Here is a 22,909-nt window from a genome sequence, read left to right as displayed (position 1 = left end):
GTCGCATGGGAGCGGACCTATGAACCGGAAACATGCAATTCTTGTCGCCTTCCTGATGGCAGTATTGCCGCTCTTCGTCCTGGCGCAGGACCAGGACGACAAGGGCCAAGACTGGGGCGGCTACACCGTGCGCCAGTCCATCGAACTCGGGGGCCACATCGTGGGCGCCGACGGCAATCCGCAGATGTACTCCACCTTCGTCAACCTGGGGACCGGTCCGCGTATTCTCGGCCAGGAACTGTCCATGCAATCGAAGAATCATGCGGGCGTGCTCTTCGACAACCTGTATATGAGCAGCTTCGGATTCGGCGGCGACCCGGAAAACCTGGCCCGCCTGCGTATCGCGAAGAACAAGTGGTACAACTTCGTCGCCCTCTACCGGCGCGACAAGAATTACTTCGACTACAACCTGTTCGCCAATCCGCTGAACCTGAACGCGGGTGTCACCACATGTGCCGCCGGTTGCGCGCAGGCCGTCACCGCATCCTCCCTGCCGTGGTACACCGATAGTCCGCACCTGCAAACCACCACGCGCAACATGGGCGACTTCCTGCTGACGGTGTTGCCGGAGTCGGCCATTAGCTTCCGCCTCGGTTACGCGCGCAACAACACCAGTGGAACGATGGACACCACTGCCGGCCAACCCTTTGTCACGATTCTGACCGAGGACTCCGGATGGCGTTCCGACCGTTACCAGTTCGGTGTGGACCTGAAGATGCTTCCGCGGACCACGTTCAGCGCCGACGTATTCTACGAGCACGACAAAAACGACTTTGCCTACCAGAACGATCCTGGATTCGTGCTCGGCGCCAGTGGGCTCCCGGTTGACATTGGCCTGAATTTCTTACCGTCGACGCTGAACCCGGCGTGCATCACCAGCGCCGGCCCTCCTCCTGTGTTCGCCCTCACCACGGCCTGTACCGCTGCTGCCTTGCGCTTGACGAAGAGTGGTAACGTCCGCACCGATATTCCGACCGGGCAGTTGTCGTTCGCGTCGAACTACTTCCGCAACCTGGATATCGCCGCCAGTGGCATCTACAGTTCGTCGAGCTCCGATTTCCTGAACTTTAAGGAGTTCTACTACGGCTCAGCCCCCACTTTGTTGACGGGTCCGGCGAGCACCAGCCGGGTTTCGACCAACGCCGACCTGGGCGTGACCTACCACCTCGGCAAGCATTGGAGCGTTTCCGACAAGTTCCGTTGGGTGAACTGGCGCCAGCCGGGCGCTCTCAATCTGACAACGTTTAGCTGCAGCCACGCTTCCGGCAGCACTCTGCTGAGTGCATTCCTGCCCGCTTGCAACGCCGCAGGGTCGCCCCTTTGGGCTCTGATTACAGCCGTTAATTCGGGCGCGACTGTTTCAGGTGCCGCGAGTGGAAACTTCGAGACCATAACCAGTTACGGGACGCTCATCGGTGAGCGCTCGTATTTCAACACGGTGAAGCTGAATTGGCAGCAGAGTCGTTGGTTCAGCGCCTACGCCGGGTATCGCTACGGGCGTCGTGAACTGAACACGGGCACTGGCCTTACCGCCGCCGGCGCCAGCCTCACCCCCCCTCCCAACATTTTCCTCACCAACACCACAACCATTACTAATGTCTGCCAACTAACCGGCTCCCCTGCTACCTGTGCCACGACCACCCTGAGTAGAGGCGCCGGCGTTGACACCGAGCAGATCAACCAGCACACGCTTCTGTTCGGTGCGGTTCTTCGTCCGACCGAAGGATGGCGGATCAATGGCGATCTGGAGTTGCTGAGTGCCGACAACTCCTTCACCGACATCAGTCCGCGTAACCAGCAACGGGCCCGGGTTTACAGCAGAATCAAGGTGAATCCTTGGATGAGCGTGAATGGCGGCATGCATTTCGTCGAGTCGCACAATAGCTTTGCCCCATCAGAGACCGTGGAAAACACCACCACTTCGCTGTTTCCGGCCGCGGGCGTGCTCGGGCCTTTCTACGGCCACAAAGACCATTGGCGCTACTACACCCTCGGACTGAGTCTGAACCCCAACTCGAAGTTCACCTTCGATCTTGGGTGGACTTTGTTGGACCAGCATATCGAGTCGACGACCTGCATGCCCTTAGCCGCCACCTCGTTCGCCCCCGCCGGGTCGACGCCCGCCGGTCTCACGGCTCCAACAGCGGCTAACGCGTGTGCTACCGGCACCCAGTCGTGGGCGTTGCTTCTGGACTATCTGGAGAGAACGAACTCCGGCTACGCAAACATTTCCTACCGGCCGGTCAAGCACGTGACGCTGACCCTGGGTTACGACGTTACTGGCGACAACGGGCGCACCAACTGGCTGCGTCCCGATACGGGAGCATCTCTGCAAGTGATGGGAGACGTGTTCGGCAACGTACCGCCGATCGCTGGCAACTCCGTGGCGTGTACTGCAGGCACGCAAGTGAAATCAGCAGCGGGTGTCAACGTCGGCTGCGCCTACCCCGGTCCGTTCGCGGACCAGCCTCTCGGTCCCCAGGCCATCAACTGGCACAAGGCTCATTTAGGGATTGCCTTTGACGTTGCCAAGGGAGTCCAGTTCAAGGGCCTGTGGAACTACTACGACTACAACTCGAAGGACGAGGTCCCAGCCTTGGCACTGCTCAGGGTAACCACTCCTCGTGATTTCCACGCGAACGTTGGAACTATTTCGTTGAAGTACACCTTCTGATTCCGCTTGCGCGAGCAAGGCGACGGGGCGGTCGTGAGGCCGCCCCGAATTTCTTTCGTCCCCCCTACCGCAGACGGTGCCCACGCACACTTCCCGGCAAGGGCTTAACGCGGCGCCGACCGCGGCAAGTCAACCGGAATGTTGGTCAGAGCGTAGCCCAGGACGCTCATGACGGCGGCATTCTCCTGCAACTCGCGCGGGACGATCTTGTCCAGGGTGTCGGCGGCGGAGTGGTGGTAATCGAAATAGAAACGTGCATCCTGGATGGGACTGAAGCTGGGCACACCGGCGGCGGTGAGGGGCGAAATGTCGGACCCGACGTCCTGGGCCGAGCGCAGCGTACCTGCGCCTGAACTTTGCAGCACTGCGGCCACGGGACGCAGCAGGGGTTCGAGTTGCGGCGGACCGGCAAAATTAACGCCCATGGCGTGCCCAGCTCCAAGATCGCTTTCCACGGCAGCGAAATGATTGGCGATGTCGGCGGCGTGCTGTTTGACGTAAGTGCGCGCCCCGAGCAGCCCGCCTTCTTCGTCCATCCAGGCGATGACACGCAGGGTGCGCTTGGGCCGCAGCCCGAGTTGCTTCATGACCTGCGCCGCCTGCATGGCGACGGCCACGCCAGCGGCATCGTCAATCGCGCCCGTGCCCAGGTCCCAGGAATCGAGATGGCCGGAGACGATCACCACTTGCTCGGGATGCTCGCTGCCTTTCAGGTCGCCGATCACGTTGTAGCTCTCGACCGGCGGCAGGTCCTGCGGGGTAAGCGTCAGGTGCAGGCGGACGCGGCCCTGGCGCGCGAGATGCTCGATCAGGTCGGCGTCTTCGGCGGTGACCGCGCCGGCGGGAATCTTGGGGGCATCAGACGCATACGACATGACGCCGGTGTGCGGCAGGCGGTAGTCGGCGCCGCCGACCGACCGGATCAGGGATGCAGATGCGCCCAGCCGTGCTGCCGCCGATGCGCCACGCCCGCGATACACCACAGCCTGGCCGTACGCCGGCCCCGCGAAGCCGGCGGCGGCGAGCTGTTTATCAAACTTGACGTTGAACAGGACGATCTTGCCCTGAACTTTTTCGCGGCCCAGGGAATTGAGCTCGTCGAAATTGCCGACGACCACCACCTCGGCGGTCACGCCTTGTGGTGGAGTCGCGACGCTGCCGCCCAGCGCGGTGAGCACGATCTTCTGGTCGGTGTTCGGCGTCTGGCCGGGAAATTCAACCAGTTCCCCCGATTCGGCGCCGCGCACCCAGTGCGGCACGGTGCACTTCTCCAACCTGACCTCGAGTCCGAGCTTGCGCATCTCGGCGGCGATGTACTCCACCGCCTGCTGCGCCTGCGGTGACCCGGCAAGGCGCGGCCCGATGTTGTCCGTGAGATGAGCCGTAATCTGGTAGGCGTAGTCGCTGGCCAACGCCGCCTGCTGCACCCGCTTCATCTCGTCCATCGCCTGCGGCGGAAATGGATTGGCGGCGGCCTCGCGCGGGCGCTGGGCAAAAAGGGGAATGAAGCTCAGGAGGATGAAGACGACGGAAACGAATCGTGACATTTCAAACCTTGAAAATGGATTTGGCGACCAACAGTTTACAACCTGAGTAGCGTCTGAGAAGAATGCACTGATCCTGAGCACGCCGCAATGCTGGCCCGCGCGGGTAGGGGTGCAGTTTCCAATAAGCGTCCAGGGAAGCGGCAATTATTGAGGGTACCCGCAGAATTACTGGCAGCAGACCCGCGACAGAGGCAATTTGTCTGCAACGTGGCCGCTCACGAACAGGTCTGGATCAAAGTGAATGCTCCAGTAGATGCCGGAGTAGCGGAGATCGTCTCGCTGCTCAATTCCGTTGGTGGCCTGGAAACGCTTCAGAGCTGCGAAGGCGATGTGGGTGGCCGAAACGGATATGTGTATTTTACGTGCGGCGGGTGGCGCGAAATCTGCCAGTTGGTATTTCAAAAAGTAGGTCCTGTCCTCAAGAGCCGCTTGGAAGAAGATGTGACTTTGAACGTAGAGGCAACTTCAGCGGATGCGCCAATGGCCAAACTGAGCTTCAAGGCGGAAGCTACAGGCATGGTAGTCTCCGCCCTGAACGAAGTGTTGTGTTAAGCTCCGTAGGTTTCGGTTTGCTCGTGGCAAGGGATGCACAGCGCCTCACAGTTGCTCAGTGAGTCATCGCCACCAGAGGAAACTGCGGTTTTGTGGTGCGCGTGCCAGCGTCCGGTTGTAAGCTTTGTCTGGCAACGCACTGTGTTGTGAGCGGTACATGAGAGGCGGCGACATTCGCACTGCCCACCAGCGCGAGTGAATGCCGCCTGTTTTGTTGCTTCACTGAAAGCCACGTCCACACTCCTTTCGGTTAGTGCAATACGAGGACACTATAACACAATAATTATGTCTTGACAGCATAATTATTATGTATTAGTATATTGTTGAAAATAGGAGACAAGATGCTGTTTCAAAGTCCAGAGTTACTGCCAAGCACGCTGGAAGTGATCGAAAAGATCAACGCTATGCGGCAATCCTTGAAGTATTCCATCAGCACTCCAGGGCGTTGGTTTGGCGTGCTTCGTCGTGCCACATTGGCCCGCAATATCCGTCACTCTAACAGCATTGAGGGAATCAACGTCACAAAAGATGACGCGATGGCCGCCGTGGAGAATGATGAACCGATGACCGCTGAACGGCCAACGTGGCAAGCGACAGTCGGCTATCGGAATGCCATGACATACGTGCTGCAACTCGCGAATGACCCGCACTTTTCTTACAGCGAAGGACTAGTTCGTGGGCTGCACTTCATGATGATGCAGCACGAACTGCAGAAACACCCAGGACGTTATCGCCCCGGCATCGTTTACGTCAGGGATGAAAAGAAACAACAGAACGTCTATGAGGGCCCAGACGCTGATCTTGTTCCAAAGCTGGTAAGCGAGTTGGTCAATTCATTGAATGAGAAATCCGATTTGCCGGTGATCATCAGAGCGGCCCTGGGGCACCTGAATTTGGTAATGATTCACCCATTCTCAGACGGAAACGGAAGAATGGCACGATGTCTGCAAACGTTGATACTGGGCCGTGAGCAGATCATCGAACCGACATTCTGCAGTATTGAGGAATACTTGGGCAGGTACTCTCAAGAGTACTACGATGTCCTAGGGGAAGTCGGTCAGGGGAAATTTCATCCAGAGAACGACTGCCGAAAGTGGATTCACTTTAACCTCGTTGCGCATTATCGGCAGGGGTACTGGTTGCTCCAGCGCAGCAGAATGACTCAACGTGTATGGAATGAGGTTGAAGAGCTTGTCAACCAACGCGGCATCAACGATAGAGCGACGCCTACCCTCGTGGACGCCGCGTTCGGTTATGCAATTCGCAGATCTCACTACATCACGTCCGCTGATGTTTCCGAACAAGTGGCAAGCCGCGATCTGAGAATCCTAGTCGAGAGTGGCTTTCTGATCCCAGAGGGCGAGACGAGGGGGAGAGCTTACGCAGCTTCTGAAATGCTCCGGGGAATCTACCTCAAGAATTACGAGCGTCGAACCGATGTTGATCCGTTCACACAAGGGGCATTGCCATTTCCCAAGAACGGAGTTGCTGTCTGACGATACGTGCAGCAACTCAGTCTCAATTGCTCGCCCGATGCCGTTGAACCACTACCGGCCATGCGCTCAGGATGACGCCCTCCAAGTTTTGCGTTAGCCTAATCGGTTTGCAGCCCGATGGAATTCCCGCAGGAGCACACCATGCCATCCACCTCATTCGCGAAGCACGCGTTCATCCTTGCCTTGGCAACCCTGATTTGCGCCGGCGTTGCCATGGCGCAGGCCAACACTGCCGCGCCTGACAACAAGCCACCCGACATTCTCGAGAACATGAAGTTTCGCAATCTGGGTCCCGCGGCCGGGGGCGGACGCGTTGCCGCGGTGGCGGGAATTCCCGGCAATGCCAACGTGTACTACGTCGGCGCGGCGGCGGGCGGCGTGTGGAAGACCACGGACGCGGGCTTGACCTGGAAAGCGATTTTCGAGAAGCAGCCCACGGCGTCCATCGGGGCGATCGCGCTGGCGCCTTCCAATCCCAACCTCGTGTGGGTCGGTACGGGCGAATCGAATCCGCGCAATGACGTGGTCACGGGCAAGGGAGTGTACTTTTCGCCGGATGCGGGCGCGAGCTGGAAATTCATGGGCCTCGAAAATGCCGGGCAGATTTCGCAGATCGTGGTGCACCCGACGAATTCCGACATAGTGTATGTCGGCGTGCTCGGGCACGTTTGGGGGCCGAATGTGGACCGCGGCGTTTTTCGCACTCTGGATGGCGGCAAGACGTGGCAGAAGGTGCTGTACGTGGGCGACACCACGGGCGCCAGCGACCTGGTCATGGACCCGTCGAACCCGATGGTGCTGTTCGCCGGAATGTGGGAGTTCACGCGTCAACCCTGGATGTTGGTGAGCGGCGGCAGTAACACCGGAATCTATCGCTCCACCGATGCCGGCGCCACCTGGAAAAAATTAAGCGAGGGATTGCCCAAGGGCCCGCTGGGGCGGATTGGACTCTCCGTCGCGCCGACCAACGGCAATCACGTCTACGCCCTGATCGAGGCCAAGAAGGGCACGCTGTGGGACTCCACCGACATGGGCGAGCACTGGAAGCTGGTCAGCTCCGATCCGCGATACGTCTATCGCGGCTTCTACTTCACCACCCTGTATGTGTCGCCCGACAGCGAAACCCACATTTATTTCCTGTCGTACCAGATGTTGGAGTCGCACGACGGCGGCAAGTCGGCGCAGGTGATCGGGCGGGCGGTGCACGTGGACCATCATTGGCTCTGGATTGATCCCAAGGATCCCAGCCGCATGATCAACGGCAACGATGGCGGCGCCTACGTCTCCACCGATGCCGGCAAGAGTTGGCGCTACCTGGACAACATTCCCATCGAGCAGTTCTACATGGTGGCCTTCGATGACCGTAGTCCGTACCTGCTGTGCGGAGGGTTGCAGGACAACAACGGGTGGTGCGGTCCGTCGAACAGCCTGTCGCGCGGCGGGATCGTGGGCGCGGACTGGTGGACCGCTACCGGAGGCGATGGCGAGTACATCGTGCCGGCGGGAAACAAGTCGAACATCATCTATGCCGACTCGCAGAATGGGTCCATCTCGCGTATGGATAGGGCGACGGGCGTGGCGGATTACATGCGTCCGTACCTGCAGGGCGTGACCGACCTGGCGCCCAAGGATCTGAAGTACCGGTTTAACTGGACGTCGCCCATCGCGGTGGCGCCGAACGACTGGAAGACCGTTTATCTCGGCGGCAACGTGCTGTTCAAGTCCACCGACGCCGGTAAGACCTGGACGCCGATCAGCCCCGACCTGACGCGCAACGACAAATCCAAGCAACTGCCCAGCGGCGGGCCGGTGGAACTGGACATGAGCGGAGCGGAGACCTTCGACGCCATCCTGTCCATGGCGCTGTCGGCGAGCGATCCGAATGTGATCTGGGTCGGCACCGACGACGGCCTGGTGCAGGTGACGCGCGACGGCGGCAAGAGCTGGGCCAACGTCACCCCGGCCAAGGTGCCGGAGTGGGGCCGCTTGCAGCAGATCGAGGTGTCGCCGTTCGCGCCGGGGACAGCGTACGTGGCGCTGGATTATCACGAGGTCGAGAACAACAAGCCGTACGTTTTCAAGACGCACGATTACGGCAAGACGTGGACGTCGATCACGAGCGGTCTGCCGGGGAACGATCCGGCGCGCGTGGCGCGCGAAAACCCCAACCAGAAAGGCATGCTGGTGCTCGGCACCGATGCCGGCTTGTTCTATTCCCATGACGAAGGCGAGCGCTGGACGCCGCTGAAGAGCAATTTCCCGACGGCGCCGATCTACGACCTCAAGTTCCACAAGGCGAACCACGACCTGATCGTGGCGACCCACGGGCGCGGGCTGTTCGTGCTCGACGACATCACGCCGCTGGAGGAGACCTCGGCGCAGGTGCTGGCGCAGGACTTCCACCTGTACTCGTCGCAGCCGGGTGTGAAGTGGCGCTTGTGGCCGGGTGAGAAGCATGGGTTCAGCGCGCGCGGGGATTTCTCCACCCCCAATCCTCCGAATGGCGTGGTGATTTCCTATTACCTGGCGAAAGCGCTGGAACCAGCCGCGCGGGCGGAGCAGCAAGGACGCGGGACGGAAAACCCCCACCCTGTCTCGCCACCTCGCTCCGCTTCGGGGCAGGCTCCACCGGGCGAGACAAGGGTGGGGCAACCGCAAGCGCCCGCGCCGGCACAGGGAAGCGCGGAATCGGCGCGCGCGGAGGAGGCGGGGACGGAGCGAGAGGAGCAGCCTGCCGGAGAGCGCGCTGAGCCGGCGGGCGAGGGTCGCGAGCGTCGCGGGCCGGTGAAGATCGTGGTCACCGATGCCGGCGGGCAGGTGGTGCGCACGCTGTACGGGCCGGGGAAGCAGGGCCTGAATCGAGTCACGTGGAACATGCGCTACGACGACGCCAAGCGGCTCAATTCCGCGCGCCGTCCGGATGAAGAGAACGAGTTCTTCAATCCTGGCGGACCGGCGGCGCTGCCGGGCAAATACAAGGTCGCGGTCACGGCGGCAGGAAAAACGGAGAACACCGAGGCCGCGGTGGAGGCCGATCCGCGCATGCCGTTCGACATGGAGGCCGGGCGGGCGCAGTTGCAGCAGGCCCTGGAACTGCGCGACTGGATGAATGCCATGAACGAGTCGATCAACCGGATTGACAGCTTGAAAGCGCAAATCGCGACCGTGCAGCGGCTGCTCGGGCCGGAGGCGGAGAACAGCGGCGTGGAAAACGTCGCCTATCAGCCGGTGCTGGCGCAGGCGCGGGCCTTGCGGCGCAAGCTGAACACGGTGGAGGAGACGGTGTTCAATGTGGCCGCGGTGGGCGATCCGCTCGCGCGCCTGCATAACCTGGCACGCCCCCACGATCGCCTGCAGAGCGCGTACCGCGCGGTCTCACAGCCCTATAACCAGGCGCCGACTCCCTTGGTGATGGAAGATGTGACGGCGGTTAAACGGGAACTCGACGCGTACCTCGCCGCTTTTAACGAGCTGTTGCGGACCGACGTGGCCGCCTTCAACAAGCTGGCGCTGGAGAAGGGAGCGAACACCCTGTTTGCCGGCGGTCCGATCGAGTTGAAGGCAGGGGCGGCGACGTCCTCGGGACAATAAAGCAGTCGTTGGTCGATGGTCGTTGGCCCGTGGCCGTTCGACCCGCGTGCGGCCCTCACAGGCGCTCGTGACCTCTGTCACTGACCGGTGTGCGCTGTCCAAAGCAACATCAGTGCGGCGGTGAAGGTCTATCCGTCTACCGCTTCACGGCTCCGGCATCCCTGCCAGGCGAGGTTTTGTGCGGGAAAGCGAACACGGACGGCGATGGTTTTGGGCGACCCTGGTGCTCTCCAGCATCAGCATCATCGCGCTGGTGTTCGCATTCTGGGAGCTGGTGGAGAACCACTATTTCCGCGATTTGAATTACGTCTCGCTGCACTACCTCTACATCAGCCGGGGGATCGCGTCGTCGCTGCTGCTGGCCTCGTGGGCGGCGTGGTTCGTGCTGCGGCAGCGGCGCATCGCGGAAGAGGAGTTGCGCCGCTCGCGTGAGCGCTACCGCGGCCTGCTGGAATCGTCGCCGGGCGCGGTGGCGCTGTATGACGGCGCGCTGCGGGTTTGGGAATGGAACGCGGCGGCGGAGCAGCTTTACGGGTTCACCAAGGCGGAGGTCATCGGGAACGCGCTGCCCACGGTGCCGCTGGACAAGGACCAAGAGCTGCACTCGTTCTTGCATTCGGTGGACGCCGGCGATGCGGTATTCGACCAGGAGACGCAGCGCCGCAATCACAGAGGCGATGCCATCGAGGTCCAGCTCAGCCTTTTGCCGTTCCGCGAGGGCGGCCGCCAGTACGTCATGGAAGTCACCTATGACATCCGTGAGCGGGTACGGTTGCGCCAGACCTTGCTCGAGCTGGAAAAGCTCACCACCATGGGCAAGATGGCGGCGGGCACGGCGCATCACCTCAACACGCCCATGGCATCCATGCTGCTGCGGGTGCAGATGATGCGCGCGCGGGCGGAGCACAAGAACGGGTGCGCCTCGGACCTGGAACAACTGGAGAACACCATCGGCTTCTGCCAGCAGTTTGTGAGACGGCTGCTCGATTTCTCGCGCAAGCCCGCTCCGCAGAAGCAGCCGGAAGAAGTGGGGCCGCTGGTCGAGGCGGTGCTCGGATTCATGGCGCCATCGTTCAGCGCCAAAAAGGTGCGGGCGAGCGCCGATCTGGCGGAGATCGTGGGCGCCAAGGTGCTGGCCGATCGCAACCAGATCGAAACTCTGCTGCTGACCCTGCTGAGCAACGCGCTGGACGCGGTTTCCACCGGCGGTGAAATCCGCATCACCTGCCGCCAGACAGACGGGAAACTCGCCATCGAAATTGCCGACAACGGCTGCGGCATTTCCGACGCTGACTTCGCGCGCGTCTTCGAGCCCTTCTTCACCACCAAGCCGCCGGGCAAGGGTACCGGGCTGGGACTGGCGATTGCGCGCAATATCGTGGCGGAACACGGCGGCACGATTGGCCTGCATGCCGCCCCCGCTGGAGGCGCTGTCGCCACGGTGCAGTTGCCGTTGTGGCTGGGCAGCCGGATGAATGCCGCGGCGTTCGCGCAGGAGGCGGGAGCATGAGCCCGGACCAGAGCAGCGCGGAAATCCTGATTATTGACGACGATGCCGGCCTGGCGGGCACGCTGCGCGATTTCCTGGTGGAGCAGGGATACACCGTGGTGGTCGCGCTGTCAGGCGCGGAGGCGATGGCCGCCACCGAGGAGAATCCCGGGCTCGCGGTCGCGCTGGTTGACCTGGTCATGCCGCTCACCGATGGTTTGACGCTGATGGAGCAGATTCACCAGCGCAATCCCGATCTGCCGGTCGTGATCATGACCGGATACGCGACGGTGGAGACGGCGGTGGAGGCGATCAAGCGCGGCGCCGAGGACTATCTCACCAAGCCCTTCGACCGGCAGGCGGTGAAGAAGAAAATCGGGCGCCTCATGGAAGTGCACCGGCTGCGGCAGCGGGTGGCGCAACTGGAAGCCAACCTGAAGGAAATCCACGACCCGTTCGAGAACCTGGTGTTCGTCTCGCCGCAAATGCAACGCGTGGTGGAACGCGCGCGGGCGGCGGCGGCCAGCGATGCGGCGGTGCTGATCGTCGGCGAAACCGGAACCGGCAAGGAAATGCTGGCCCGCGCCATGCACGGTGCCAGCCGCAGGGCGGGAGAGCCCTTCGTGGCCATCAATTGCGGGGCGTTGCCGCGCGACCTGGTGGAAAGCGAGCTGTTCGGCTTCCGTCGCGGCGCCTTTACCGGCGCCTACAACGATGCGCCCGGCGTCTTCGTCTCGGCGGGCCGCGGCACCGTGTTTCTCGACGAGATCGGCGAAATGCCCAAGGACGCGCAGGTCAAACTCTTGCGCGTGCTGCAGGAGAAAGAGCTGCGGCCGGTGGGAAGCACGCGCCCGGTGCAGGTGGATGTGCGCATCGTCGCCGCCACCAACCGGCCGCTGGCGCAGTTGCGGTCGGAATTCCTGCGCGACGATTTGTATTTCCGAATCGCGACTGTGGTCATCGAAATCCCGCCCCTGCGCGCGCGCCGCGAGGACATCCTCGTCCTGGCGCAGCATTTTGCCGCGCAGTTGTCGGACCGTTACGGGCGTCACATCACGCTGGCGCGCGCCGCCACCGAGTTGCTGCTGAACCACAGCTTTGCCGGCAATGTCCGCGAGTTGCAAAACGTGCTGGAGAGCGTGGCCGCGCTCTCGCAAGCGGATCCGCAGACGATTACCGATAAGGACGTGAAGACGCTGGTGGCCACGCCGGCCGCGGCCGCGCGCTTCGAGGAACATCCGCTGGCGCTGGACGAGATGGAACGAATTGCCATCGAGCGCTCGTTGCGCATGTGCCAAGGCAACCGCACCAAGGCGGCGGCGCTGCTCGGCATTTCGCGCGACACGCTGTACCGCAAGATGCGCGATTTGAAAGTCCGCGATGAAGCGGAGCAGGCGAAATGACGCAGCCGCGGCGGGAATTCGTGCTCTGGATGGCAATCGCGACCGCGGCGCTGCTGGTCTTCGCGGTGATCCTCCGCGTTCAGTACAGCAACACCCAGAACCGCTGGGCGATTACGGTCGCGCCCAAGCCCGCCCAGGGCAGCGCCGTCTTCCGCGACAAAGGATGCGCCAACTGCCACGACGGCCGGGCCGGTGGAGGTCAGTTGGGGCCGCCGCTGCGGCAACGCGCCGCCACGCTGCCCCAGTTGGTCACGGCCATGTGGAACCATGCCCCCCGTATGTACGAGGCCATGCAACAGGCCAAGCTTCCCTATCCCACGCTGTCCTATGACGAGACGGGACAACTGGTCGCCTACCTCTACCTGACCGGTTATTCCGACGAGCCGGGAGACGCGGCGCGCGGGCAGCAGTTGTTCGTCACCAAGAATTGTGCCCGTTGCCACAGCTCGGAGGGCAAGGCCGGAGCCGCGCCCACGGTGCAGGAGCTGGCGCGGGCCGATTCGCCGATCACCTGGACGCAGGTCCTTTGGAACCACGCCGCGGCGATGGAAAGCAGCATGCGCGCCCTGGGCATTGCGTGGCCTCATTTTCAGGTGAACGAACTGCGCGACCTGTTTGCCTACCTGCGGCAACAAAGCGGGAACGCGGCCGCCGAACCGTCCGTCCCGGCGGCGGACCCCGACCGCGGATGGCAGGTCTTCCAGACGAAGTATTGCATCAACTGCCACGCGCTTCGCAACCCTCCCACGCCGGCAGTGGTGCCTGTCGGCGGTCCGCCTCCGCGGCCGGTCGGGCCGGTGCTAGGGGCCGACGGCAAGCTGCCGCCCACGTTTTCGCAATTCGGGGAGACGATGCTGAATCATTTTCCCGACATGCATCGCGCCATGCGCTCCGTGGGGCAGGCGCCGCCAACGTTTGAGTCGCAGGAGATGGCCGACCTGGCGGTGTTTCTTTATAGCCTGCATTACCAGGAGCCATCCGGATCGCCGCAGGTCGGGGCCAGCATCTTCGCGTGGCGGGGATGCGCCGACTGCCACGGCACGCGGGCGCAAGGCGCCGCACGCGGCCCGGCTTTGCGCGGACGCGGCCAAGCCTACACCGCGGTACGGCTGGCCAACAATCTCTGGCGGCACGGCGCAAAAATGTACGAGCAGAGCCGCAAGGTGGGGCAATCGTGGCCGGTCTTGCAGGAGAGCGATGTGGGAGACCTGCTGTCGTTTTTGAATACGCCGATCGAGACGCGTAAATAGCCTATTGGATCGAGCTCACCGTAATCAGCAGCATTCCGCTGCCAGCGTAGACACGCACGTTTTTTCTTGATTGCAGAACGATCTCGCCAATCGGGTTTGTGTCCCCGGCATGCGCAATGTCGAAGCGACCGAAGCCATAAGCGCCGCAGGCGGATGACGAAAACACCCATAGCGCCAGCCGGCGACCGTTGCTGCCCGCGTCACATCCGGGATATGGTACTGCCAGTAGCACGGCCATCACACCATCGTTGACCGGGTCGCCGACGACCACGTCTCCATGCATGACATGGCCGCCTCCGCGATACACCGAGTCACCGCCGATCTGGGTGGTTGTCCAGTTCGCCGGCGATTCGCCACGGTCCGGGCTATGGTCCGGCATTTGCGCGTCCAGCACGTCCCGCGGCGGCGCGAGCGCGCGCAAGCTGGTGTTGATCGCAATGTCTCGGCCATTGCTGTGCACGGAATCAAATCGCAGGCGCACGTACGAGCTGCCATCGCCCTTCCTCCCGGCCTGCAGCACGCGTCCACTCATGCGCGAGCCGGCGCGAATCATGCCTCCTGACGGCAAGGGCACGTCCTGCGCAATGCTGGCGGTAATCGGCTGGCCGGACGTGGCGGACTTCTCATCAAGCTTGGTGTTCAGCCTTACCGGCAATGCGGTCCCGGATGGAATCTCCTGGGCACAAGCGCTGGCTGCCGAGGCCAGGAGCACGGCCATAGCGATTCTAAGTCCGCTCATGACAGAGCACTCTAACCGATAATCAGGTGAGCCGTGTGGCGCATCTGCCCCCGCCTGATTCGAACGATCGTCCGATTTTCTGACGCCGCCCGATTCTCGGACAGACAAACCCCCGTTCGGCTGCCCTGTGCTGCTATGTTGAACTCTCCTAAGCGTCACTCTGCCAATCACATACGCGCTTTTGCACAGTGGCGTCCCGGACGGCCCCACGCGTGCGAACGTACGTTCGTATATCGAGGGATACAGGAGGAAGGGAAGCGATGCCTGATAACAGCCGTGAGCCTTGGTCGGCCTCTCCGGTGGACGTCAACTCATCGACAAATTCCCTTTCTCCCTCCCCGATTAAAGGAGTCTTCGCCATGAGACGCGTGGACGTGCTTGCCTTCATAGGACTTTTCCTGCTGTTTGCCGGCGCCGGCACCTTCCTGGGCAAGTACAGCGCCCTGCCTCTGTGGGTAGTGTGGCTGGTGGGTCCGCTGCTCTGGTACCTGGGTTTCGCCGTCCTGATCTCATGGATGCTGTGGCGGCTGTTCGTGCCCGCTCCCGAGGCCGCGCGCCAGGAAGAAACCGAGGTGCAGCCCGTCCAAGTGAGTAATTTCCTGGAACACGATTACGAAATACCCCTGGAGCCAAGAATGCGAAAGGTACCCGTTTACAGCACGTTGGTAGTTCTCATACTGCTCTCATCGCTGTTTATTGCGCAGTCCTACGCGGCCGATACCGCCGCCGCCGTTTTCACCAGCAAGTGCGTCATGTGTCACGGCGCCGACGGGCAAGGCAAGACGCCGATGGGCGCCAAATTCAACCTCAAGAGCCTGACCTCACCCGAAGTGCAGAAGCAGTCCGTCGCCGAGCTTTCCCAGACCATCGCCAAGGGCAAAAACAAAATGCAGGCGTATGATGGCAAGCTGACCAAGGACGAGATTGCGCAACTGGCCGCCTACGTCAAGGGCTTGGCCAAGAAGTAGCGCAGCCAGCGGCACATTTCGGGAGGCCATGATGCAAGCGTTTGAGGCTACAACTGCACCCCGCGGCGCGGGTGGACACGCCGGTCCGGACAGTCCCGCCCGTCGGCGTTTCGTGCAGATTCTTCTGGGCGGAGGATTGCTCGCATCCGCCGCGTCCTTCATTTATCCCGTCCTGCGTTACCTGGTCCCGCCGGCCGCCACCGACATGGGCGGCGACACGGTGGTGGCCGCGCACGTCGGCGAACTGAAACCGAATAGCGCCAAAATCTTTCGCTTCGGCAGCCGGCTTGGGCTACTGATTCTCGACAGCAGCGGTGAATACCGCGCCATGTCCGCCACCTGTACCCACCTGAGTTGTACCGTGCAATACCGCAGCGACCTGAAGCAGGTGTGGTGCGCCTGCCACAACGGCACCTACGATCTGGCGGGACGCAACGTCTCGGGTCCGCCGCCGCGTCCGCTGGAACTGTTCGACGTGCACGTGCAGGGCGAGGAGATCGTCGTGCGCCGGAAACGGGAGGCGTGAGATGAGCCCATTCGTTCTCGTCAAGAACTGGCTCGACGAGCGCTTCGGCTGGGCCGAACTCACCAAGCCGCTGCGCAAGAAGACCGTCCCCATGCACCGGCTTTCGTACTGGTACTTCCTGGGCGGGATCACGCTGTTCCTTTTCATGATTCAGGTTTGTACCGGCATTCTCCTCCTGCTGTATTACCGCGCCAGCGCCAATGAGGCCTTCGAAAGCGTGCAGTACATCACCACCCAAGTGCAGTTCGGCTGGCTGGTGCGGTCGATTCATTCCTGGTCGGCGAACCTGATGATCCTGACGGTGTTCGCCCACATGTTCAGCGTCCTGTTCCTGAAGTCGTACCGCAAGCCCCGCGAATTGACGTGGGTCACGGGTGCGGTGCTGCTGTTGCTGGCCATGGGCTTTGGGTTTAGCGGCTACCTGCTGCCGTGGAATACGCTGGCCTTCTTCGCCACCAAAGTCGGAACCGAAGTCGCCGGGCAAGTGCCGGTGATCGGCAAATGGATCGTCATTTTCCTGCGCGGCGGCGAGGACGTCACGGGCGCCACCCTGACGCGCTTCTTTGGCTTCCACGTCGCGGTGCTGCCGGGGATTACCACCCTGCTGCTCGCGATCCATATCCTGCTGGTGCAGAAATTCGGCATCAGCGTGCCGCCGTCGGTGGAAGAGCAGTGGCAGCGCGATCCTTCGGCCGCGCGCGAAATGAAGTTTTTTCCCAACTTCGCCCTGCGCGAAATGTTCGCCTGGTACATCGCGCTGGGAGTTTTGGGCGCACTGGCCGCGTTGTCGCCCTGGGGTCTGGGTGCGAAGGCCGATCCTTTTGCTTCGGCGCCCGCCGGCATCAAGCCCGAGTGGTACTTCCTGTTCATGTTCCAGACGCTGAAACTGATTCCTGCCAAGATCTGGTTCATTGACGGCGAGTTGTTGGGCGTGCTCGGTTTCGGACTAGCCGGCGCGGTTTGGGTGCTGCTCCCATTTGTCGAGGGATGCAAATGGAGGCTGGCGCGCGCGTTCGTGACCGGGTTCGGCGTGTTCGCGCTGGCGTACATCGTCACCATGACGATGTACGGATACGTGGCCAAGTGAGCCGGGCGGGAGAAGAATTCATGAGCGCCATTGATAACCAAATCATGCAAGCGCGCGATGGGGGGCAAGCGAGGGGGACTGCCCCCGCGCGCGCATCGCAGTGGATGTTCCTGCTGGCGGTGGCAATCTGGATCGTGGTCGCGCTGTTCGCCGCGTCGCGGGCGCATGCCGCCGCGCTGCCGCCAGCGGTGCAGAGCACGTGCGTGGACTGCCACTCGGCGCTGGACGCCAACCTGAAAGTCACCGGCGAGCAGTACGCGCAGGACATTCACGCGCAAAAGGGCCTCACCTGTGCCGCGTGTCACGGCGGCGATCCCACCAGCATGGAGGCCATGGACAAGAAGAAGGGCTTTAAGGGGCACATTGACCGCAAGGCGATCCCAGAACTGTGCGCCAAGTGCCACGCCGACGGCGCTTACATGCGGCAGTACAACCCGTCGCTGCGCACCGACCAGTTGGCGCAGTACAAGACCAGCGTGCACGGCAAGCGGCTGGCGGGCGGCGATTCCAAGGTCGCGGTCTGCATTGATTGCCACGGCGTGCACGGCATCCGCGCGGTGAAGGATCCGCGGTCGAAGGTGTATCCGCTGAACGTGGCGGACACTTGTGCGCGCTGCCATGCCGACGGCAAGTACATGCAGGCGTATCCCATCAAGCACGACCAGTTCGCCGGCTACAGCAGCAGCGTGCATCACGACGCGCTGGCGGTGCGCGGCGACCTGAGCGCGCCCACCTGCACCACGTGCCACGGCAATCACGGAGCGGCGCCACCGGGCGTCGCCAGCGTGACCAATGTCTGCTCCACCTGCCACGTCTTCCAGGCGCAGTTATTCGACACCAGCCCGCATAAGGCGGCATTCGCGGCCGCCGGGCTGCCCGGTTGCGTCACCTGTCACAGCAACCACCGCATCACCCATCCCAGCGACGCCATGGTGGGCACCGGCCCGCAGGCCGTGTGCACACAGTGTCACTCCCAGGGCGATGCCGGATTCGCCGTCGCCGGTAAAATCCAGCAGCAGTTCGCCGCGTTACAAAATGCGATCGTGAAATCCGACGAGGTTCTGACGCGCGCCGAGCAATCGGGCATGGAGGTGAGCCAGGCGCAACTCGATTTGACTTCCGCGCGCGACCAGCTCACCAAAGCGCGCGTCACCCTGCACAGCTTCACCCTGGCGAAAATCGACGCCGACGTCAAAGTGGGCCAGGAGACCGCGGAGAAGACCCGCCAGGCTGGCGAGAAGGCCCTGCGCGAACGCGACTACCGCCGCGCCGGACTCGGCATTTCGCTGCTCACCATCGTGGCGATGCTGATCGGACTGAAGCTGTACATCAGCAGAATCGAGTCACGGAAATAAGTCTTGGTCATCATGACCTCCTGAACCCGGCCCGGTCTGCGGGCCGGGATTTTTTTGTCCCCATGCCTCGTGCTACGATGCTCGGTTTCGTCGTGGGGAGGATCGTAAGCATGTTCAGGCGTGTCGCCATCCTGCTGTTTGTGTGTCTCGCTTCCGTGCTGTTTGCCCAAACCTACAACCAGGCGCTCTTCAGCGGGATGAAGTGGAGAGGCATCGGTCCCTATCGCGGCGGACGCGTCATAGCCGTCAGCGGCGTGCCGGGCGAGCCCAATACGTTTTATTTCGGAGGCGTCGCCGGCGGCATATGGAAGACCACCGATGCCGGCGCCACTTGGCGGCCGTTGACGGACAAGCAGCCCTTCACCTCCATCGGTGCGCTGGCCGTGGCCGACTCCGATCACAACCTGCTGTATGCCGGCACCGGCGAGGCGTGCATCCGCGGCAACATTACCTACGGCGATGGCGTGTACAAGTCCGTGGATGGCGGTAAGAACTGGACCCATGTTGGCCTGCCGGATTCGCGGCAGATCGGCGCCGTCATCGTTCACCCCTCCAATCCCAATATCGTTTACGTCGCGGCCCTGGGACATGTGTACGCACCCAGCGCCGAGCGCGGCATTTACCGCACCACCGACGGCGGCGCCTCCTGGCAAAAAGTTCTGTTCGTCAATGACAAGACCGGCGGTATTGACGTCGTCTTCGACCCGCAGAACCCGAACACTTTGTTTGCCGCCATGTGGGAAGTGAACCGCACGCCGTGGAGCCTGTCCAGCGGCGGGCCGGGCAGCGGCCTGTTCCGCTCCACCGACGGCGGCAACACCTGGAAGCGGCTCGAAGCACACGGCCTTCCCGACGGCGTGCTCGGGCGCATCGGCGTATCCGTCTCCGGCGCGGATTCCAACCGCGTGTACGCGCTCATCGAGGCGAAAGAGGGCGGGCTATTCCGCTCCGACGATGGCGGCGACACCTGGGTTCGCGTCAACGACGACGAGCGCTACCGCCAGCGCGCCTGGTATTTCACCCACATCTTCGCCGACCCGAAGACGGTGGACACCGTGTACGTCGAGAACACCGGCCTGTTCCGCTCGGTGGACGGCGGCAAGACCTTTACGCTGCTCCCCGCGCCCCACGGCGATCATCACGGTCTGTGGATCGATCCCACCAATCCCAAAAGCATCATCAACGGCAACGACGGCGGCGCCACCATCAGCCTGGACGGCGGGCAGACCTGGAGCACGCTGCTGAACCAGCCGACCGCGCAGTTCTACCACGTCATTGCCGACCAGCAATTTCCGTACTTCGTCTACGGTGCGCAGCAGGACAACAGCAGCGTGGGTATTGCCAGCTATGCCGACGAGGGCGTGATTACGATGCAGAACTGGTTCGAATTCGGCGGCGAGACCGGCTTCATCGCGCCCGACCCGCGCGACACCAACACCATCTACGGCAACAACGAGGCCACCATTTTCCGCTTCAACAAGGCGAACCAGCAGACGCAGGACGTTTCCGTGTGGCCGCTGGACGTGGCCGGCCACGGCGCCGTCGATCTCGACGTGCTGCGCTTCAACTGGACGTCCCCGTTGTTTATATCGGCTCACGATAAAACGACCCTTTATACCGCCGGCGACAAGGTGTACAAGAGCGCCGACGCCGGCATGACCTGGACCGCCATCAGCAAGGATCTGACGCGCAACGACAAATCCAAGCAGTTGCCCTCCGGCGGCCCGATCACGCTCGACATCACCAGCGTCGAGTACTACGACACCGTCTTCACGCTCGCCGAGTCGCCCGTGCAGCAGGGCGAGCTTTGGGCGGGCACTGACGACGGCCTCGTCTGGCTCACCCGCGACGGCGGCACCACCTGGACCAACGTCACGCCCAAGGCGATGCCGGAGTGGAGCCTGGTGAGCATCATCGATCCGTCGCCGCACGACGCCGGCAGCGCCTACATTGCCGTGGACCGCCACAAGTCGGACGATCAGAAGCCGTACATCTACAAGACCTCCGATTTCGGCAAGACCTGGACGCTGGTGGTGAACGGAATCCCGCAAAACTTTTACGTGCGCTCGGTGCGGGAAGACCCCGGACGCAAGGGCCTGCTGTTTGCCGGCACGGAGCGCGGCGTGTACGCATCCTTCGACGACGGCGCGCACTGGCAGTCGCTGCAACTTAACCTGCCGGTTTCGCCGATTCACGACCTTGTCGTGCACGACAACGATCTCGTGGTCGCAACCCACGGCCGCTCGTTCTGGATCCTGGACGACATCACGCCGTTGCGCCAGCTCACGGCGGCAAGCGCCTCTGCGCCCGCGATCCTTTACAAGCCGCAGCCTGCGGTGCGTTTCCACTATCCGGACCAGGTGGACCGCCGTCGTCCGGTGGGCGAAAACCCGCCCAAGGGCGCCGTCATTGATTATTACTTTGCGGCCAAGCCGAAAGAAGAAGTGACGCTCGACATCACCGACGCGCAGGGAAAACTCGTGCGCCACCTCTCCAGCAAGGAAAAGAAAACCTACGAACAGCCGCCGGAGTGGCCCGACCAGGAAATTCCCAATCCTACGATTCCTGCCGAGGCCGGCATGAACCGCTACCCCTGGGACCTGCGCTACGAATCGCCGGTCAAGATTCCGGGCGCGTTTTATTCGGGGTTGGGACCGGTGGGACCGCTCGCGCTTCCCGGCACATACCAGGTGAAGCTGACCGCCGGGTCCTTCACCCAAACCGTGCCGCTGGAACTGCTCATCGATCCGCGGTTGAAAAACGTTACCCAGGCGGACTTGCAGAAGGAATTCGATCTGGCCGTGAAGATCGACCGCAGCAACCGGGAACTGCACCTCGCGGTGAATCAGATTCGCCAGCTCCGCGGCGAACTCGACACGTTGAAGAAATGGGCGGGCGAGAGCACCCCGGCGAAACAGGTAGTGGCCGCGGCCGACGAGCTCAACAAGAAAATGACTCCCATCGAAGAAAAATTGATGCAGGTGCAGATGAAGAGCTCGGAGGGCAACCTGCGTTATCCCAACCAGCTCAACGAGCAGTTCGACTCCCTCAGCCACACCATTGAGTACGCCGATGCCGCGCCGACCCGGCCGCAGTACGCCGTGTATGACGTTCTCAACGGCAAACTTCAGGAGCAACTGAAGGCCCTGCGCGAGCTGCTGGATCGCGATCTGCCGGCGCTCAACGATCTCATGCGCAAGACCGGTGTGCCGGTGCTGACTGTGCCCTCGGGCACGCCTGCTGGCTCGTAAATTACCGCTCCGGCTGGAAAAGATATCTCTGGCCGTCCGCCATCGCCTCCGCCACCTTCATGAATGCGCGCGCAGCGTGCGACAGGTTCGCATGCTTGCGGTACACGAGGCGCAGCCGTCGTTCCAGCTTGAGGTCGGCGATGGGCACGCGAACCAGGTCGCCACGCTGCAGTTCGTCTTGCACGCAGATCCCCGGCACCAGCGCCACGCCGTTCTCCATCATCACGAACTTCTTGATCGCCTCGATCGTCGGCAACTCGGTGTCCATGTTGAGCGGCGTCTTGTGGCGCTTGAATGACTGGATGACCTTGTCGCGGTACGGCGAGGGCACGTGGTGCGCCACGAACGATTCCACCCCGAGCTGCTTGATGCTCACTTGGCGGGCCTTGGCCAGCGTGTGCCGCGGGTACACGACAAACGCCAGCTCGTCCCGGTACACCACGATGCTGCGCAGCAACGGGTCCTCGGGATTGAAGGAGAGCACGCCGCACTCCACGTTGTGTTCCAGGATTTCCTGGGGAATGCGGCTGGCCAGCGAACGCTCCACCGTCGTCTTCACCAGCGGGTACAGCCGCCGGAATTCCGCCAGCACCGGCAGCAGGTAAAGGCAGGTGTACTCGTTGGCGGCGACGTTCAGCTTGCCTTTCCGCATCTCGCGCATTTCCACCAGCGCCTCGGTGGCCTCTCCCCGCAGGTTGAGCAACTTTTGCGCGTACTCGTGCAGGACGCGCCCGGCGTCGGTGAGATGGCCGTCGCGCGACGAGCGGTCGAACAGCGGTTCGCTGAGTTCGTCTTCCAGCTTGCGGATCGCCTGGCTCACCGCCGGCTGCGTGCGGTACAGTTTTTCCGCCGCCCGCGAGAAGCTGCCCTCGCGCGCCACCATGACGAACACTTCCAGTTGGAACAGGTCCATCCGTGCCCTCTATTCAAGGATGTTTGCCCGGGGGTGCCCCGCGATTATGCCATCAAAAAACCTAATGA

16 protein-coding genes are annotated in these 22,909 nt (G+C 62.4%); 12 read left to right on the top strand and 4 right to left on the bottom strand.

Annotated elements, in window-relative coordinates:
• Positions 1-19 precede the first annotated feature (19 nt).
• On the top strand, positions 20-2,674 hold the full coding sequence (locus tag LAN70_03800; GenBank protein MBZ5510272.1) for a hypothetical protein: 2,655 nt from the start codon (positions 20-22) through the stop codon (positions 2,672-2,674).
• Positions 2,675-2,778: 104 nt separating this feature from the next.
• Here the strand turns inward: LAN70_03800 and LAN70_03795 are convergent, their stop codons facing one another.
• A complete protein-coding gene (locus LAN70_03795) occupies positions 2,779-4,221 on the bottom strand; it encodes a M20/M25/M40 family metallo-hydrolase (protein ID MBZ5510271.1) in 1,443 nt (480 codons plus the stop codon).
• A gap of 207 nt (positions 4,222-4,428) precedes the next feature.
• Here LAN70_03795 and LAN70_03790 point away from each other — a divergent pair, with 207 nt between their 5' ends.
• Complete coding sequence (locus LAN70_03790) at positions 4,429-4,773, top strand: hypothetical protein (GenBank protein ID MBZ5510270.1); 345 nt, start codon at positions 4,429-4,431, stop codon at positions 4,771-4,773.
• On the opposite strand, the gene LAN70_03785 is transcribed toward LAN70_03790, so the two are convergent.
• Positions 4,770-5,006, bottom strand: a complete 237-nt coding sequence (locus LAN70_03785; GenBank protein MBZ5510269.1) for an HNH endonuclease — start codon at positions 5,004-5,006, stop codon at positions 4,770-4,772. The two genes, LAN70_03790 and LAN70_03785, sit on opposite strands and share 4 nt — an antisense overlap.
• 108 nt (positions 5,007-5,114) lie before the next feature.
• Here LAN70_03785 and LAN70_03780 point away from each other — a divergent pair, with 108 nt between their 5' ends.
• From LAN70_03780 to LAN70_03760, 5 genes are all read left to right on the top strand, one after another.
• A complete protein-coding gene (locus LAN70_03780; protein MBZ5510268.1) occupies positions 5,115-6,269 on the top strand; it encodes a Fic family protein in 1,155 nt (384 codons plus the stop codon).
• 141 nt (positions 6,270-6,410) lie between these two features.
• Positions 6,411-9,860, top strand: a complete 3,450-nt coding sequence (locus tag LAN70_03775) for a hypothetical protein (protein ID MBZ5510267.1) — start codon at positions 6,411-6,413, stop codon at positions 9,858-9,860.
• Between the two features lie 178 nt (positions 9,861-10,038).
• Positions 10,039-11,370: a PAS domain S-box protein gene (locus LAN70_03770; GenBank protein ID MBZ5510266.1), complete on the top strand. Its 1,332-nt coding sequence runs from the start codon at positions 10,039-10,041 to the stop codon at positions 11,368-11,370.
• Positions 11,367-12,752 carry a sigma-54 dependent transcriptional regulator gene (locus LAN70_03765; GenBank protein ID MBZ5510265.1) on the top strand — a complete coding sequence of 462 codons (1,386 nt, stop codon included), beginning with the start codon at positions 11,367-11,369 and terminating at the stop codon, positions 12,750-12,752. The genes LAN70_03770 and LAN70_03765 overlap by 4 nt, the downstream gene beginning before the upstream one ends.
• On the top strand, positions 12,749-14,002 hold the full coding sequence (locus LAN70_03760; GenBank protein ID MBZ5510264.1) for a cytochrome c: 1,254 nt from the start codon (positions 12,749-12,751) through the stop codon (positions 14,000-14,002). The genes LAN70_03765 and LAN70_03760 overlap by 4 nt, the downstream gene beginning before the upstream one ends.
• Position 14,003: 1 nt before the next feature.
• Here LAN70_03760 and LAN70_03755 read toward each other — a convergent pair whose 3' ends face one another.
• On the bottom strand, positions 14,004-14,741 hold the full coding sequence (locus tag LAN70_03755; GenBank protein MBZ5510263.1) for a hypothetical protein: 738 nt from the start codon (positions 14,739-14,741) through the stop codon (positions 14,004-14,006).
• Positions 14,742-15,100: 359 nt separating this feature from the next.
• Here LAN70_03755 and LAN70_03750 point away from each other — a divergent pair, with 359 nt between their 5' ends.
• The 5 genes from LAN70_03750 (at position 15,101) to LAN70_03730 (ending at position 21,928) form a co-directional block, all read left to right on the top strand.
• Positions 15,101-15,709: a cytochrome c gene (locus LAN70_03750; protein MBZ5510262.1), complete on the top strand. Its 609-nt coding sequence runs from the start codon at positions 15,101-15,103 to the stop codon at positions 15,707-15,709.
• A 31-nt stretch (positions 15,710-15,740) separates the two neighbouring features.
• A complete protein-coding gene (locus tag LAN70_03745) occupies positions 15,741-16,235 on the top strand; it encodes a Rieske 2Fe-2S domain-containing protein (GenBank protein ID MBZ5510261.1) in 495 nt (164 codons plus the stop codon).
• A 1-nt stretch (position 16,236) separates the two neighbouring features.
• Entirely contained in the window at positions 16,237-17,322 is a 1,086-nt protein-coding gene (locus LAN70_03740) for a cytochrome bc complex cytochrome b subunit (GenBank protein ID MBZ5510260.1), read from the top strand.
• A gap of 20 nt (positions 17,323-17,342) precedes the next feature.
• A complete protein-coding gene (locus LAN70_03735; protein MBZ5510259.1) occupies positions 17,343-18,677 on the top strand; it encodes a cytochrome c3 family protein in 1,335 nt (444 codons plus the stop codon).
• Between the two features lie 197 nt (positions 18,678-18,874).
• The gene (locus LAN70_03730) at positions 18,875-21,928 is read left to right on the top strand and encodes a glycosyl hydrolase (GenBank protein MBZ5510258.1); all 3,054 of its coding nucleotides are present in this window, start codon (positions 18,875-18,877) and stop codon (positions 21,926-21,928) included.
• A 1-nt stretch (position 21,929) separates the two neighbouring features.
• Here LAN70_03730 and LAN70_03725 read toward each other — a convergent pair whose 3' ends face one another.
• Positions 21,930-22,841: a LysR family transcriptional regulator gene (locus tag LAN70_03725; protein MBZ5510257.1), complete on the bottom strand. Its 912-nt coding sequence runs from the start codon at positions 22,839-22,841 to the stop codon at positions 21,930-21,932.
• Between the last annotated feature and the right edge of the window lie 68 nt (positions 22,842-22,909).

This window comes from Terriglobia bacterium, assembly GCA_020072845.1.
GTDB lineage: Bacteria > Acidobacteriota > Terriglobia > Terriglobales > Acidobacteriaceae > JAIQGF01.
The sequence above is the reverse complement of the archived record's forward strand: the minus strand, read 5'-3'. Positions and strand labels throughout refer to the sequence as shown.